This is a genomic window from Haliea sp. E17 (genome assembly GCF_048323675.1).
Lineage (GTDB): Bacteria > Pseudomonadota > Gammaproteobacteria > Pseudomonadales > Halieaceae > Mangrovimicrobium.
The window spans coordinates 1,035,625-1,050,226 of the sequence record NZ_JBLWFK010000002.1; the positions used below are offsets into that span (position 1 = coordinate 1,035,625).

At 61.6% G+C, this 14,602-nt stretch carries 13 protein-coding genes; 5 read left to right on the forward strand and 8 right to left on the reverse strand.

All coding sequences use genetic code 11. From position 1 onward, the window contains the following. Positions 1–32 precede the first annotated feature (32 nt). From gltX to ACNKU3_RS07730, 6 genes are all read right to left on the reverse strand, one after another. Positions 33–1,517: a glutamate--tRNA ligase gene (gene gltX / locus ACNKU3_RS07705; RefSeq protein WP_418258839.1), complete on the reverse strand. Its 1,485-nt coding sequence runs from the start codon at positions 1,515–1,517 to the stop codon at positions 33–35. Between the two features lie 79 nt (positions 1,518–1,596). After that, entirely contained in the window at positions 1,597–2,355 is a 759-nt protein-coding gene (locus tag ACNKU3_RS07710) for a tRNA pseudouridine(65) synthase TruC (RefSeq protein ID WP_418258840.1), read from the reverse strand. A gap of 5 nt (positions 2,356–2,360) precedes the next feature. After that, on the reverse strand, positions 2,361–3,425 hold the full coding sequence (locus tag ACNKU3_RS07715) for a type II asparaginase (RefSeq protein WP_418258841.1): 1,065 nt from the start codon (positions 3,423–3,425) through the stop codon (positions 2,361–2,363). A gap of 147 nt (positions 3,426–3,572) precedes the next feature. Beyond that, positions 3,573–4,292 (reverse strand): SIMPL domain-containing protein, encoded by a 720-nt coding sequence (locus ACNKU3_RS07720; RefSeq protein ID WP_418258842.1) that lies wholly within the window; start codon positions 4,290–4,292, stop codon positions 3,573–3,575. An 85-nt stretch (positions 4,293–4,377) separates the two neighbouring features. Continuing rightward, positions 4,378–4,698, reverse strand: a complete 321-nt coding sequence (locus tag ACNKU3_RS07725) for a 2Fe-2S iron-sulfur cluster-binding protein (protein WP_418258843.1) — start codon at positions 4,696–4,698, stop codon at positions 4,378–4,380. A 19-nt stretch (positions 4,699–4,717) separates the two neighbouring features. Next, positions 4,718–5,977 carry a cytochrome P450 gene (locus tag ACNKU3_RS07730; RefSeq protein ID WP_418258844.1) on the reverse strand — a complete coding sequence of 420 codons (1,260 nt, stop codon included), beginning with the start codon at positions 5,975–5,977 and terminating at the stop codon, positions 4,718–4,720. A gap of 204 nt (positions 5,978–6,181) precedes the next feature. On the opposite strand from ACNKU3_RS07730, the gene ACNKU3_RS07735 reads away from it, so the two are divergent. From ACNKU3_RS07735 to ACNKU3_RS07745, 3 genes are all read left to right on the forward strand, one after another. Next, positions 6,182–6,772, forward strand: a complete 591-nt coding sequence (locus ACNKU3_RS07735; RefSeq protein WP_418258845.1) for a TetR/AcrR family transcriptional regulator — start codon at positions 6,182–6,184, stop codon at positions 6,770–6,772. Between the two features lie 130 nt (positions 6,773–6,902). Beyond that, positions 6,903–7,817 (forward strand): pirin family protein, encoded by a 915-nt coding sequence (locus ACNKU3_RS07740; RefSeq protein WP_418258846.1) that lies wholly within the window; start codon positions 6,903–6,905, stop codon positions 7,815–7,817. A gap of 42 nt (positions 7,818–7,859) precedes the next feature. After that, positions 7,860–8,753 carry an SDR family NAD(P)-dependent oxidoreductase gene (locus ACNKU3_RS07745; RefSeq protein ID WP_418258847.1) on the forward strand — a complete coding sequence of 298 codons (894 nt, stop codon included), beginning with the start codon at positions 7,860–7,862 and terminating at the stop codon, positions 8,751–8,753. Positions 8,754–8,759: 6 nt separating this feature from the next. Here the strand turns inward: ACNKU3_RS07745 and ACNKU3_RS07750 are convergent, their stop codons facing one another. Both ACNKU3_RS07750 and ACNKU3_RS07755 read right to left on the reverse strand, forming a co-directional pair. After that, the gene (locus ACNKU3_RS07750) at positions 8,760–9,863 is read right to left on the reverse strand and encodes a phosphotransferase (protein WP_418258848.1); all 1,104 of its coding nucleotides are present in this window, start codon (positions 9,861–9,863) and stop codon (positions 8,760–8,762) included. 120 nt (positions 9,864–9,983) lie between these two features. After that, entirely contained in the window at positions 9,984–10,334 is a 351-nt protein-coding gene (locus ACNKU3_RS07755; RefSeq protein WP_418259032.1) for a DUF3192 domain-containing protein, read from the reverse strand. An 814-nt stretch (positions 10,335–11,148) separates the two neighbouring features. On the opposite strand from ACNKU3_RS07755, the gene ACNKU3_RS07760 reads away from it, so the two are divergent. Beyond that, complete coding sequence (locus ACNKU3_RS07760; protein WP_418258849.1) at positions 11,149–11,811, forward strand: helix-turn-helix domain-containing protein; 663 nt, start codon at positions 11,149–11,151, stop codon at positions 11,809–11,811. 364 nt (positions 11,812–12,175) lie between these two features. After that, positions 12,176–14,587 (forward strand): arylsulfatase, encoded by a 2,412-nt coding sequence (locus ACNKU3_RS07765; RefSeq protein ID WP_418258850.1) that lies wholly within the window; start codon positions 12,176–12,178, stop codon positions 14,585–14,587. Positions 14,588–14,602: the final 15 nt, after the last annotated feature.

Sequence of the window (14,602 nt, forward strand, 5' to 3'; positions counted from 1 at the left end):
GCAATCACGGGAGTGTTACTGGCGCGGCGTGATCAGAGCGCCGCGTATTCCTTTTCCAGCCGCTTGGCGGCCTTCTTGGAAACACCGCCCAGTACCTCGATGGCGTGGCGCAGGCGGGCGCGGCTCATATCCGGGCCGAGCAGTTCCATGGCGTCGACCACGGAAAAGGAGGCGCTGCTGCCGGAAATGGAGATGAACAGCGGCGCCAGGAAGTCCTTCACTTTCACGCCGGTGGCGTCGGCCAGCCCCTTGAGGTCGTTCCAGACGTTGTCGCGGCTCCAGTGGCGCTGGGCTTCCAGTTTCCACAGGGCGAACTGCATGCCCTTGACCAGTTCCTCGCGATCGCCCTTGATGCCGTCGAAGTCCGCCTCGGTGAGCGGCAGGGTGCCGGACACCAGGAAGGCCGCCAGCGGGGCAAAATCGCTGAGGACTTCCATGCGTTTTTGCGCGTGCGGCAGCACCTTCAGCAGGTTGTCGCGGTTCAGGGCCCAGTGCTGCAGGCGGTCGGCGAGCTGGTTTTCGTCGAGGTCCTCGCGAATCCACATACCGTTCAGCCAGCGCAGTTTCTCCACGTCGAAGATCGGCCCGCCGAGGGAAACCCGGCTGATATCGAACTCCGCCAGCATGTCTTCCAGGGAAAACTTTTCCCGCTCGTCGGGCATGGACCAGCCCATGCGGCCGAGGTAGTTGAGCAGCGCCTCGGGCAGGAAGCCCATACGCTGGTAGTAAAGGATGCTGGTGGGGTTCTTGCGCTTGCTGAGCTTGGACTTGTCCGGGTTGCGCAGCAGCGGCAGGTGGCACAGCTGCGGCATGTCCCAGCCGAAGTAGGCGTAGAGCAGCTTGTGCTTGGGCGCGGAGTTGATCCACTCCTCGCCGCGGATCACGTGGGTGATGCCCATCAGGTGGTCGTCGACCACGTTGGCCAGATGGTAGGTGGGCATGCCGTCGGATTTCAGCAGCACCTGGGCGTCCACCATGCCCCAGTCGAGTTCGATGGTACCGCGCAGCAGGTCGTCGATGGCGCAGGCGCCCTCCTCTTCAGGCACCACCATGCGGATCACATAGGGTTCGCCGGCGGCTTCGCGTTTGGCCACTTCTTCCGGCGGCAGTGCCAGGTCGGAGGCCTTCAGCGCCGCACTGCTGCCCGCCTCGCGCTTTGCCTCCCGCAGCTGTTCCAGTTCATCCGCAGTGCGGTAGCATACGAAGGCCTTGCCCGCCTCCACCAGCTGGCGCGCGTATTCGCCGTAGAGTTCCATGCGCTCGCTCTGGCGGTAGGGGCCGTGGGGGCCGCCCACGTCGGGGCCTTCGTCCCAGGTCAGGCCGAGCCAGCGCAGGGAATCGAGAATCGCCTGTTCGGACTCCGGCGAGCTGCGCACCTGGTCGGTATCCTCGACGCGCAGCAGGAACTCGCCGCCGTGGGCCTTGGCGAAGCAGTAGTTGAACAGCGCTATATAGGCCGTACCGACGTGGGGGTCGCCGGTGGGGGAAGGTGCTACGCGAGTGCGAACCGTGCTCATGGAATCTGTCCGGGACTGGGTTTTCAGGACCGGCGATTATACGGGCTGCGTGGCGCAAATCCCACCGCCAGCCGGGCGCTCAGGCAGGCAATTCAGGCAGCGGTCGCTGTCCCGCCGCGTTCTCCCAGCCGAAGGTACGGATCAGGCGGGTGAAGGTTGCATCCAGCCCCGCGGCCAGCCGCAACGGTTCCCCGCTGACCGGGTGCCGCAGGGACATACCGGTACAGGCCAGCAACAGGCGGTCGCTGAGGTACTGGTCGCGAAAAAAGCGGTTGTGCACACCCTTGCCGTACTTGGCGTCGCCGATGATCGGGTGGCCGATATGCTTCATGTGCCGGCGCAACTGGTGACGGCGGCCTTGCAGGGGTTGCAGGTGCACCAGCGAGTAGCGCGACTGGGGGTAGCGATCCACTGCGTGGGGCAGTTCCACCGTGGCGAGGCAGCGAAAACGGGTCTGCGCCTCCTGGGCCGGCCGCGGCTGGCTGCGCCGACGGTCGGCGATACTGTCCGGCTTGTCCTGGATGGCGTGGTCGATGACGCCAGCCTCGGGGCAGAAACCGCGCACCACCGCCAGGTAGTGTTTTTCCACGCTGTGCTCGACGAACTGGCGGGACAGGGCCGCGGCGGTCTCCGGGTCGAGGGCGAACAGCAGCACGCCGGAGGTCGGCTTGTCCAGGCGGTGAACCGGGTAGACCCGCCGGCCGACCTGGTCGCGCACCAGTTGCAGGGCGAAGCGGGTTTCGTGGCGGTCGATCGGGCTGCGGTGCACCAGCAGGCCGCTGGGCTTGTCCACGGCGACGAGGTAATCGTCCTGGTAGAGGACGGGCAGGACTTCCATGGCAATCAGTACTGCTCGAACAGGGTCTGCAGCGAGGCGGCGTCGCGCTCCTCCAGCAAGGCAAGTTGCAGCAGCACCCGCGCCTGTGGCGGTTTCAGTTCGCCGGCAGCGACCGTGCCCAGGGCATCGTCGTCGGTTTCCACGTTGCGACCGACGAAACCGCGGGTCACACGGGTCGAGCGCACCACCCGGACGCCGGCATCGACGGCCTGCTTCACCGCCGCCCTCACTTCCCGGTTCATGTTGCCGTTGCCGACACCGGCGATCACGATGCCCTGCGCGCCGCTGGCCACCGAAGCATTCACCAGCTCCGGCGATACCCCGGCATGCATGTACAGCACATCCACCCGCGGCAGGGCCGTCCGCCCTGCCACATCGAATGTGGATTCATAGGTATGGCGTTTGTAGGGATAGCGGAAATAACGGTTGTCGCCGTAGAGGCTGGTGCCGATCAGGCCGCGCTCCGGGGAGATAAAGGTCTGCACATCGGTGGTGCTGGTCTTGGTCATGCCGCGGGCGCCGTGAATGTCGTCGTTGATCACCACCAGCACACCGCGCCCCGCCGCTTCCGGGTCCGCGGCGACCGCGACCGCGTTGTAGATGTTCAGGGGGCCGTCGGCGGAGAGCGCCGTGGCCGGGCGCATTGCCGCGGTGAGCACCACGGGCTTTTTGCTATGCACGACGAGGTTGAGGAAATAGGCGGTCTCCTCGATGGTATCGGTGCCGTGGGTGATCACCACCCCGGCGACGTCCTCTTCGGCCAGCACTGCATTCACGCGCGCGGCGAGCTGCAACCAGATGGCATCGGACATGTCCTGGCTGCCGACATTGGCGACCTGCTCGCCGCGCACGCGGGCCAGTTCCGCCAGTTGCGGTACCGCGCCCACCAGGGTTTCGACGCCGACTTCACCGGCGTTGTAGCTGGCCCGAGTACCGGACTCGCCGCGGCCGGCAATGGTGCCGCCGGTGGCCAGGATGACAATATTCGGTTTCATGTTCGCATCGGCCGCTGACACGCCGCCGGTGACCAGCAACAGAGTGATGATGATCAGGCTGGCAAGGGCGCGCATCGTGCTCCACATTCAGGAAGTTGAGGTGCCCGCAGTATGGGTGAATTGCCGGCACTGCTCAAGCGAGCGGCATGTTACACAAGCTACAGAATTCGCCGGTTTCATGTGCGAGGCGCGTGTCTCACTGCGGGCAGACGGGGGATTCAACTAGTCCGCGAGATAATATTCCACCGTGGACACCACCCTCACCTTCTTGATGTGCGGGTTGTTGCGGTCCCGGTCGCTGATCGTGAACTGTCCCTGCGAGGCCTGGCGAATCTTGCCCAGGCGGCTGCCGGAATCCTCGGCAAATTTCTCCGCCACCGCCCGCGCATTGCGGGTAGCCTCCTCGACCATTTCAGGCTTGACGTCATTCAGGCGGGTGAACAGGTACTCGGTCTGCCCCATGTAGTTTTCCCCGCTGAAGGCGATGCCCTGTTTGCCGAGGTCGGACAGCGCGCCCATGACACCGCGCACCGTCTCGATATTTTGTGAATACACAGTGACCGACTGGTTGGCGACATAGCGGAATTCGGCGCCAGTGTTATTGCCGTACTGCTGGGCGGATTTGTCGGTGATGGCCGGGGCGGCCAGGGTGATTTCCTCCGGCGCGATGCCGTTGAGGATCAGGAAGGCGCGGATTTTCTCCGCGCTGTCGGCAATTGCCGTGTACAGTTCACCGAGGTCGTTGCCGGCGGCGGTAAACTGGATCGGCCAGATCACCACATCCGCGGGGTATTCGCGTTCGGACAAGCCCTTGACCGTCACGCTGCGCTCGAGCTGTTTGACCTGCAGCGCGGCATTGCCCCCCAGGTAACCCAGGGAGGCGAGTCCGGCGAGGATAAAGGCACCGAGGATCAGTGCGCTGGTGCTGCTGCGTTCGGGCATCGCGTGGTCTCCTGTCAGCGGCGCGGCACCTGCCGCGCCACTCGCTCAGGATAGCCGGATATTCGCCGGGGCGAAATCCGGCGGTCTAGCGCTGCTCCGCTGAGACCTCCACCACCAGGCCGTCCAGCGCCGGCGTGATTTCGACCTGGCAGGACAGGCGCAGGGTCTGCGCATTGTCATCGAGAAACTCCAGCATCGAGGCCTCTGGCTCGATCGGCGCCGGGGGCAGCTGCGGCTGCCCCGGATCGACGAACACCCGGCAGGTACCGCAGGCACAGTTGCCACCGCACTCGGCGATGATCCCGTTGACGCCGTTGAGTACCGCCGCTTCCATCAGCGAACCACCCGGCGCGACGTCGACGTCGCGCCGCGTACCGCCGGGTTCGATAAAGGTTACTTTCACCATTGCGCCAGTCTCTCCGCAATCAGGCCGGGGTGATTTTGAGGTGCAGTTCCTTCAGGCCACGCAGGGTGTAGGTCGGCTCGTAATCGAACTTGCGCTGTCCGGCGGGCCCGTGCTTTTCCTCGTCGATGGCGATATTGGCGATGCGGTCGAACAGCCGCTCGAGGCCGATCTTCGCCTCTGCCCGCGCCAGCGGCGAGCCCGCGCAGGCGTGCATGCCGCGACCGAAAGCCACGTGGTCCGAACCGTTCTTGCGGTCCAGCTTGACTTGCTGGGGATCCTCGAAAACCTCGGGGTCGCGGTTCATGGCCGAGAGGATCAGCAGCAGGGTTGCCCCGGCCTTGATCTCCACGCCGCCAATTTCGGTGGTCTTTTTCACCAGCCGGTACTCCAGCTTCACCGGGCTGTTGAGTCGCAGCATTTCCTCGACGAACGCAGGGATGAGCGAGCGGTCGTCGCGCAGGCGCTGCTGCAGTTCCTGGTCTTCCGCCAGCACGCGCAGGGCACTGGCCAGCAACAGCACCGTGGTGTGCTGACCGGCGCCGAACATGAAGGTAGCGGTTTTCACCACCTCGAGAATATCCGGGGTGCTGCCGTCCTTGTACTTGACCTGGGCCAGGCGGCTCAGCACATCGTCGCGGGGATTGGCGCGGCGATCCTCGATATAGCCCCAGAAATACAGGCCGATTTCCTCCAGCGGATCGTGGGGCGTGCCCTGGTTCCCGATCATGCCCGGCAGGTTGGAGCGCAGTATCCGGTATTTCGGGTGATCCTCTTCCGGCACACCCAGCAGGTCCGCGATCACCAGGGTGGCGAAGGGCTGGCCGAAATCCATGATTGCATCGAAGCTGTCCTTGTCGATGATCTCGTCGATCAGCCTGTCCGCGAGAGTACCCATGAAGGCGTGGTTCGCCTGCAGGCGCGCCGGGGTGATCATGCCCATCATCAGCGACTTGGTTTTAGCGTGCTGGGGCATGTCCTCGGTGATAATGATCCCTGCGTAGGGCAACTGCTCGCGCACCGCCTCCAGCTGTTCGCTGATATCGTCGCCCTCGGGCGTGAAAGGCAGCGGCGGAATCGGGCCGTTCACGGCGATCGCGGCGGAAAATACCTCGTGGTTGGAGAATACCGGCAAGCCATCCTGGAAGCCGGTCACCGCGTAGACATTGTGCTTCGGCAGGTAGACCGCCGGTCCCTGTGAACGCAGGTATTCAAAATAGGAATAGGGATCCTCGATGAGGGAGGTATCAGTGAACAAATCAACCTGATCGTAGTTTTGCATGGCCAGCCTTCATTAACGTTATCGCGGTATTCCATCACCGCAGGCAGACCCGCACCGCGACGGAGGTGCCTGCATAGCTTGTGATACGCCGTGTATCACATATTGTTATGAGACACCACGTATCATAGAATGTCAAGCACGCGGCGCGGAACCAGCTCACAGGATTGGCGCCATAACCAAACACCAGCAGCGGGAACCAGCCCCTTGAAAGCAACGCCGGGATTCACGGAAGAACTGCAAAGCACGGACAGCCGCGCGCTGCGCTCACGGGATGCACTGTGTAACGCCCTGCTGCGCCTGCTCGAGAGCCAGGCGCTCGACGAAATTTCGATTCGCCATATCGCCGCAGAAGCGGGCGTCGGGCATGCAACCTTTTACCGCCACTACAAAAGCAAGGAAGCGTTGCTGGATGACCTGGCGGCCGAGGAGATGGAGCGACTGGTGGGTCTGGCCCTGCCGGTGCTGGCCGAACAGGATGCCGCGGCCTCCTGCCTGACCCTGTGCACCTACGTGGAAAACCACCGCAGCCTGTGGTCCACACTATTGACCGGCGGTGCGGCGCTGGCGATGAAAGAGCAGCTGCTGGAAATTTCCCGCCAGCTGACCCGGGAGTTCGATCCCCCGGAGGAGCCGCTGCCCATCGACCTGCGAGTCACGCTCTCGGCGAGCGCGATTGTCGAGTTCCTCGCCTGGTGGCTGCGGCAAGCCGACCCGCGCCCGGTCGAAGAGGTGGCCCGCATGCTGCACCAGGGCGTGATCGGGCCGCAGTTGCAGGGTTTCGTGCCTCCCGCCTGAATTGGGCACCACGCCGCGCTTGCAAACCCGGGCAGCTTAACCAATCCTGTGAGAGTCTCTGGCAGGCATGAATCCGCTGACATTCGCGGAACCGGCGCCTGCGGAATCGCCAGTTTCACAGGAGAAGGCAGTGAGCAACTTTTCGAGCGAATGCGAGCAGGACTGCGAGACACAAGCCGGCTGCGACGCGGTTGAACTGATCATCCGGCCCCACGACAAGGACCTCGGCGGTTTCTCCGTACGCCGCGCGCTGCCGGTCCGGGAGCGCAGGATGGTGGGCCCATGGGTGTTCTTCGACCACATGGGGCCGGCCGTCTTCCCCGCGGGTGAAGGCATCAACGTGCGCCCCCACCCCCATATCGGCATCGCCACCGTGACCTACCTGTTCGAGGGCGAGATCCTGCACCGCGATTCCCTCGGCAGCTGCCAGCCGATCCGCCCGGGGGACATCAACCTGATGGTGACCGGGCGCGGCATTGTCCACTCCGAGCGCGAGCGCCCGGAGGTCACCGCACAGGAGCACACCCTGCACGGTCTGCAACTGTGGCTGGCCCTGCCCGAGGCCGATGAGGAAACTGAACCGGCCTTTTACCACTACCCCGCCGCGGATATACCCACAGTCGACATAGATGGCGTACCGGTGCGGGTGATGATCGGCAATGCCTACGGCCTGAGCTCCCCGGTGAAAACCTTCGCCGAGACCCTGTACCTCGAAGCCGACCTGCAACAGGGCCAGTCCCTGACCCTGCCAGACAGCGCAGAGCGCGCGGTCTACGTGGCCGACGGCGCGGTATCCGCCGGCGGCACACCGGTCGGCAAATACGCCATGGCGATATTCGCGGCGCAGCCCGGCGTGGTCATCACCGCACAGAGCGACAGCCGCATTGCAGTCATCGGCGGCGAAGCCTTCGGCAAACGTTTCATGGAATGGAACTTTGTCTCCAGCAGCAAGGAACGCCTGGAGCAGGCCAAGGCCGACTGGAAAGCGCGTCGCTTCCCACTGGTCCCCGGCGACGAAGACGAGTTCATTCCCCTGCCGGAATAACGACAGCCACCTATCGGACATCCAGCCGCCGAGGTATAGCGTATGCACAAACCCCTGCAGGGAAAGGTCGCCGTGGTTACCGGCGCGGGCCGCAACATGGGCCGCGAGGAAGCCCTGGCGCTGGCCCGCGCCGGCGCGCGAGTCGTGGTCAACAGCAAACACAGCGCCGATGAAACCGTCGCCGCCATCCGCGAAATCGGCGGCGAGGCGGTGCCCATGGTCGCCGATGCCAACTCCTGGGCGGCCGGCGAAGCAATTGTGCAAAGGGCGATCGACGCCTTCGGGCGCATCGACATCCTGGTCAACAACGCCGGGATTCACCGGCCCGCTTCCATCGAGCGCATGAGCGAGGAGGACTGGGACGCGGTCATCGCCGTCAACCTGAAATGCTACGCGGCGACCATCCGCTTCGCCGCGCCACATTTCATCGCCCAGGGCGGCGGCGTGATCGTGAATACCGGTTCGACCTCGGGGCTCGGCCACCTGAGCGTGGCCAATTATTCCGCGGCCAAGGAAGGCGTCCTCGGCCTCACCCGTACGGTGGCGCGGGACCTCGGCAAATACGGCGTGCGCTGCAACATGATCCGCCCGGTCAGCCTGGTCAGCGACCTTCTGCTGCCGGAACTGGTCGAAGTCTCGGCGGAGTCATCCCGCCGCGGTTTTCCCTCCAACGGTGTGCGGGAATTCAGCTTTCCCGAATCCTTTACCCCCGACGGACGCCAGGTGGCGGCGCTGGTACTGCTGCTGTGCCTGCCGCAAACCGCGCATGTCAGCGGCCAGGATTTTTTCATCATGGGCGAGGAAGTCGGCCACTACCCCGAGCCGGAGATGGACCGCCTGCTGGTACGGCGTGGCGGCTGGACCACGGAAGCCCTGCTCGAAGCGGAGAATCTCTCGCAGCTGGTGGGCGACATCCGCAATCGCTACGTACAGTAGCGGCAACTAGCCCGCGGGAATCGCCGCAAGCACCTCCAGGGTATTGTTGTCCAGCATCGCCGCGCTGAAGCGCGCCGTGTACGCAGTGTTGACCGCTTCGGTCTGGAAGTCGTTGGCGTTGACCAGGAAAATACAGTAGCCCAGCGCCAGGTAGGCCGCGTACTGGTGCATGGCCGCGTCGAGGCCGGGCGCTGCCACGCCGTGACGCGCCAGTTCCACCAGGTAGTGCTGCACCAGCGGCCGCTCCCAGCGCGCGCGGTCCGCCGTGTCCAGTGCACCCGCGACATGGTAGGCCACTTCGTACATGGCCGGGCTCTGGTGGGTCTGCGGGTCGAAGAAACCCGGGGTGCCGTCCGGGTCCACGTACAGGTTGCCCAGGTGGGTGTCGCCGTGGATCAGGCAGCGGGGCAAGGGCGCCGAAAAACTCACCAGTTTATCCAGGGTTTCGCGCATCCAGTGCATATCGTGAAAACACACCGAGACCGCCGCGCCGCGTGGGGATTCGATCCAGCCGCGCCAGATATCCTCGCGGAAGAACTGGCCCATGTAGGGCGCGAACGCGGCGATGACGTTGTGGGTATCGCCCCAGCGCCCGCCCGGTTCCAGCTCCGGACTACCCCAGGTCTGCGCGTGGAAGGCCGCCAGTGCGCTCAGCCGGCGCGCCACCTCGACAAAGCTCTGCGGCGTCTGCGGGTGGCAGAAGCGCACACCGCGGGCGACGAGGTCCTCTATGATGACGATGCCCTGCCGGCGCTGGGCGTCGTAGCCGGCAAAATAACACTCGGGGCTCTGTAGCGGATAGGCGGGAATCACCTCGCCGTAGGCCAGCGCCTCCACCTGGTGCATGTGGCACATCTCCCGGCTGTGCGGCTCGAAACCGCCCTTGAGAATGACGGTTGGGGGAATGCCCGCATCGCGACCGGCCTGGTCGGGCTCCAGGCGCAGGCGGATTTTTGTACAGGTCCCGCGAATCATGTCGACAATTTCCGCGCGCTCGATCGAGACACCGGGAAATTTCTGCCGGAAGGCGTGGGTCAGCCACTGTGGGGTGATTTCTTCGAGGGTGATCGGCAGCGGGCCAGTCGCCCGCGCTTGCATATCGCTGGTCATTGCTACCTGCCAGTGGTTTGTTGTTATCGGTATCGATCATACCAGCAGGCGGGGCAGCACGGGAATTTTCGAGTGAAAATTACAGCCATGTAACATCACCCGGCCCGCGCGATGTGTGGACTAACGCAGGTCGCCGTAAACCTCCTCACCCCAGCCGATCAGCTTGCCGTTGCGGAATACCAGCGGGGTGGTTTCATCGCGCGTGGTTTCCCCATCGGAGTTGGTGTGACGGGTGCGATAGAACAGCACCCGCACTTCATCGCCATTGTCTGTGAACGCTTCCGAGTCATCGGGCGTGCCCATCCTCTCGACCACCGCGTTGAAGGACATGCCCAGGTCCAGGCTGCTGATGGCATTGCGATTCTTGTCCTGGGTTTGTTTCCAGTCCTCGTCTCCGCTCACATCGCCACCGACATACACGCAGCCGGTGGCAGCGAGTGACAGCAACAGGATGGCGATTAATCCGGGCATTTTTTTCACGTTTTTTCCTCTTCAAAGAATTGGGTTGAAACCGGCGAGGCTGCTGAAAAGCTGCAGTTTCTGGCCTGAAACCATGGTCCAACGCGGCAAGCGCAGGTGTCAATTTTTCCCCCGCAGCTCGTCGCGCCGTGGCGACCATTGACCGAATCCTGGATGCAACAGCGGACTATTTGCTCGATTTTCCGCCGGCGGGCGGTTTCCCGCCCGCCAGACAGACCGCAGCGACGACTGGTATCCCGGGCCAAGAGCCAGCAAAATAGGCAGCTGTTTTCAACCAGCCGCCAGACCACCATGAATCCCGACTCCGGACAACCAGGTCCATCGACAAACTCGCTCAACAGGCGTTTCACCATTGCCCCCATGATGGACCGGAGTCAGCATTGGAATTTCAGTTGACGACCAAATAGTTACATCCCGGCCTGAGGTCTGAGTTGCCCGAGATAGGCCTCAAAATACAAGCTCCATTGTGGCACCGGGAGACGAGTTACCTGACTGACGAACTGTGACCAGGCTTTTGCGGATCTCGCCTTCACAGACACAGAAGTTTATCTTCGGATCGCCCGCCTCAAAGGTTTGCTCATAGCCGAACGCAGCCGTCACTACCTGGACTAGTTGCCTCCGAGAACTCCTTTTTTGCCGACATTCAGAATTCAGACCAAAACAAGCTTATCAACAGAACCCCAAATAACCGGATAAATATATTTTCTACCTAAATAATACCGCCAATGACCATTGTATATTGAATTTACGACAATAAATACATAATTTATGTGTTTTACCGGTATATTGAACAAAGGGAGGAGTCATGAAAGGTATAGGCCAACGTTTACAACTCGCCAGGAAGAAAAAGGGACTCACGCAGAAGGAACTTGCGTCGGCGATTGGCTGCTCACAGCAAACGATAGTAGACATTGAGTCACAAGATGACCCGAAGTCTCGATTCCTGCTTTCGATTATCAACGAACTCGGTGAGTCCATGGAGTGGATAACAAGTGGACTGGGATCTTCAGCAATTGGGGGCCATTCAACGGCACTGCCGCATCTCGATCTGGAATCAATTGCAGCCTGGTCTGCGTCACTGACAGCTGAAAGATCGGCCATAGACTATCTATTCTGGCCGCCCTTGCAGATGTCCCAGGAGGCCTTCACTGTCGGAGTAGATCGCATGATGGCTCGAGCGATGTGCAGCCACATGAAGGAAGGCGACGTGATTTTTATCGATCCAGAAGAGGAATCGCGTCCGGGAGACGTCGTGCTTGCCACCATGCCCGGATGGCCTAGAGCAGAACCCAGGATGCTCTCCGTTTTAGGTTCTGATCAATTTCTAGAGATTGACAGCTCGGACTTCGGCAGTAAGTTGACAAGCTGCGTCATTTACAATGATCGTGAGAAATTCCTCGCACACAAAGCCAAAAATCTACCAGCACTAATTATTGGCAAGGCCACCTTTATTGGGCGGCCCTTGTAAAGGTCTGCGCCGAATAACTTCATTCGCTCCAGGGGGCCACCTCCACTTGAGAAGGTGGGCAGGTTAAGTCCGCAGGCAGAAGCGGCCACCCTTCGACCTCTGAACCTGCCGGCCCGAGATTGATCAATCCGTCCCCTTTCGCCTATTAGCGGACATCAAAGTACCCACTGGAACAGGTAGTTTTCATTCCAAATCATTCCTCTTGCGCAAATGGCGGGCTGCCATTGGCTCCATAATATTGATCTGTCAGGACAGCACTCATCTCTGGACTTCGTCAGCGCACTTCCATCCCACAGCACGGCCTCCTGTACTACACTGCCCACTGGGGAAGGCTATCAATCTATCTTGAAGCATGGAGATCGGGATGAGTTCAACAAGGCATAGCGTCCGTAAATCCCTGATCCGCAGTGCGGTTACATTTTTCCTGTCTATTTCGGCAGGCGCCGTGACCGCACAGGAAACCTTGCCGTTTCCCACGCCATCGATGGGCGGGAAGGTCGGGCTGACCATGCAGGAGTCGGTTCACAAATGGCGCGTACAGCCGCGCCATATACCCGAGGATGCTCCTAATATCCTCATCGTCATGCTCGATGATGCGGGTTTCGGACAGCCGAGTACATTTGGCGGCGAGATCGAAACACCGACCCTGTCTCGATTGGCTGAGGAAGGGATTTCCTACAACGCCTTCCATACCGTGGCAATGTGCTCGCCCACACGGGCCGCTTTGATGACCGGCCGCAACCACAACCGGGTGGGTGCGGGCCAGATTGCCGAGTTTGCCAATGACTGGGATGGCTACACGGGAGAAATTCCAAAATCCTCGGCGACCATCGCTGAAGTGCTGGGCTATTACGGCTATGCCACCGCGGCGTTCGGCAAGGACCACAATACGCCGGTCGACCAGATCGCTAACGGCCCCTATGATCGTACCCCGTCGGGGCGCGGCTTCGATTATTTCTATGGATTTATTGCGGGCGAAACTTCCCAGTGGGAACCCACGTTGTGGGAGAACACCACGCGTATTTCACCGCCACATGTCGAGAATTACGAAGATTTCCACCTGACCGAAGCCATGGCGGACAAGGCGATCACCTGGATGCGGCGCCACCTCGCTATGAATCCGGATCGCCCGTTCCTGATGTGGTGGACGCCGGGCGCTGTCCACGGCCCCCATCACGTAGCCAAAAAATGGGCCGACAAGTACAAGGGCAAATTCAACGATGGCTGGGATGCCTATCATCACCGGGTATACGAGCGGCAGAAAGCGATGGGCTGGATTCCTGCCGATACCATCGAGGCGCCACGCCCGGAGGGCATGCCTGCGTGGAAGGACATTCCCCAGGCAGAACGCCCCTTCCAGGAGCGGTTGATGGAAGTGTATGCCGGCTTCCTGGAACATACGGATGTCCAGGTCGGCAAGCTTATCGACGAACTCGAGGCGCAGGGTATCCGCGACAATACCCTGGTCATCTATATCCTCTCGGACAACGGTGCCTCGGCCGAGGGCATGGAAGGCAGCGTGGCGGAACTGAATGCCCAGAATGGCATCCCGAGCACGGTTGCCGAGCACATTGCCGTGGCCCAGGAACTGGGCGGGCTTGATGTTATCGGCGGCCCGAAAACTGACAATATGTATCACTCCGCCTGGGCCTGGGCCGGCGACAGCCCTTTCCGCTATACCAAGTTGATAGCAGCCGATTGGGGCGGTACGCGTACGCCCATGGTCATATCCTGGCCGACGCGCATCAAGCCGGACGGGACTCCGCGGCCCCAATTCACCCATGTGAACGACGTGGTCCCCACCATTTACGAAATTCTCGGTATCACCCCGCCGAAAGTGGTCGACGGCTTCAAGCAGGACCCGATCGACGGGGTGAGCTTCGCCTATACCTTTGACTCGGCGACAGCTCCGGAGCGGAAGAAGACCCAGTACTTCGACATCATGGGCAGCCGCGGCATCTATCACGATGGTTGGATGGCCAGCACCTTCGGGCCGCGGACGCCCTGGGTGGCGCAAATGCCCGACCTGCTCAATTGGGATCCCATGCAGGACAAATGGCAGTTGTTTGATACCCGCAGTGACTTCTCGCTGATGAACGACCTTGCCGCGGAGAATCCCGGTAAGCTGGAAGAACTGAAAGCGCTGTTCATGCACGAAGCAAAGGACAACAAGGTCCTGCCCGTCGGTGGTGGCCTCTACACTTTGCTCAATCCCCAGGAGATGAAACGCAGCAACAATACCGAGTGGACCTTCTACGAAGGCATTACCCGGATACCGGAAAGCCAGGCGCCGAATGTACGGAACGGCAATATTCGGGCGGAAATCGAGGCCCAGGTGCCAGAATATGTCAATGGCGTGATCTTTGCCATGGGCGGGTATGCTGGCGGTGTAAGTCTTTACGCCGTAAACGGCGAGCTCTTCTACGAATACAGCGCGCTGTTACTTAAGCGCGACAAGATCAGGGTGGGGCCTCTGCCTGCAGGCGAGGTTACGATCGCCATGGAGATGAAGACGCCCCTCGAGCGTGCGGCACCTGCCGATCTAGAATTCTGGATTAACGGCAAAGCAGCGGCCACCGGCAAAGTGCAGCGCACTGTACCTGCTGGTTTCACAGCCTCCGAGACTTTCGACGTGGGCATGGACACCAGTTCGCCAGTTGCAGACGACTACTTTGACAAAGCACCCTTCGTTTTCGAAGGAGCGTTGAAACGCTTGCATTTTGCCAACCTGCAGGACAAGCGCCCCGCGGTTATGCTTTCGCCAGACGACGACTGATGGTGAATAAGGCGG

What these genes read in the sequence shown, in the direction of transcription:
- ACNKU3_RS07710 (WP_418258840.1), bottom strand. Translation starts at nt 2,355, where the DNA reads ATGGAAGTCCTGCCCGTCCTCTACCAGGACGATTACCTCGTCGCCGTG.
- ACNKU3_RS07730 (WP_418258844.1), bottom strand. Translation starts at nt 5,977, where the DNA reads ATGCAAAACTACGATCAGGTTGATTTGTTCACTGATACCTCCCTCATC.
- ACNKU3_RS07750 (WP_418258848.1), bottom strand. Translation starts at nt 9,863, where the DNA reads ATGACCAGCGATATGCAAGCGCGGGCGACTGGCCCGCTGCCGATCACC.
- ACNKU3_RS07725 (WP_418258843.1), bottom strand. Translation starts at nt 4,698, where the DNA reads ATGGTGAAAGTAACCTTTATCGAACCCGGCGGTACGCGGCGCGACGTC.
- ACNKU3_RS07720 (WP_418258842.1), bottom strand. Translation starts at nt 4,292, where the DNA reads ATGCCCGAACGCAGCAGCACCAGCGCACTGATCCTCGGTGCCTTTATC.
- ACNKU3_RS07765 (WP_418258850.1), top strand. Translation starts at nt 12,176, where the DNA reads ATGAGTTCAACAAGGCATAGCGTCCGTAAATCCCTGATCCGCAGTGCG.
- ACNKU3_RS07755 (WP_418259032.1), bottom strand. Translation starts at nt 10,334, where the DNA reads ATGCCCGGATTAATCGCCATCCTGTTGCTGTCACTCGCTGCCACCGGC.
- gltX (WP_418258839.1), bottom strand. Translation starts at nt 1,517, where the DNA reads ATGAGCACGGTTCGCACTCGCGTAGCACCTTCCCCCACCGGCGACCCC.
- ACNKU3_RS07760 (WP_418258849.1), top strand. Translation starts at nt 11,149, where the DNA reads ATGAAAGGTATAGGCCAACGTTTACAACTCGCCAGGAAGAAAAAGGGA.
- ACNKU3_RS07745 (WP_418258847.1), top strand. Translation starts at nt 7,860, where the DNA reads ATGCACAAACCCCTGCAGGGAAAGGTCGCCGTGGTTACCGGCGCGGGC.
- ACNKU3_RS07715 (WP_418258841.1), bottom strand. Translation starts at nt 3,425, where the DNA reads ATGCGCGCCCTTGCCAGCCTGATCATCATCACTCTGTTGCTGGTCACC.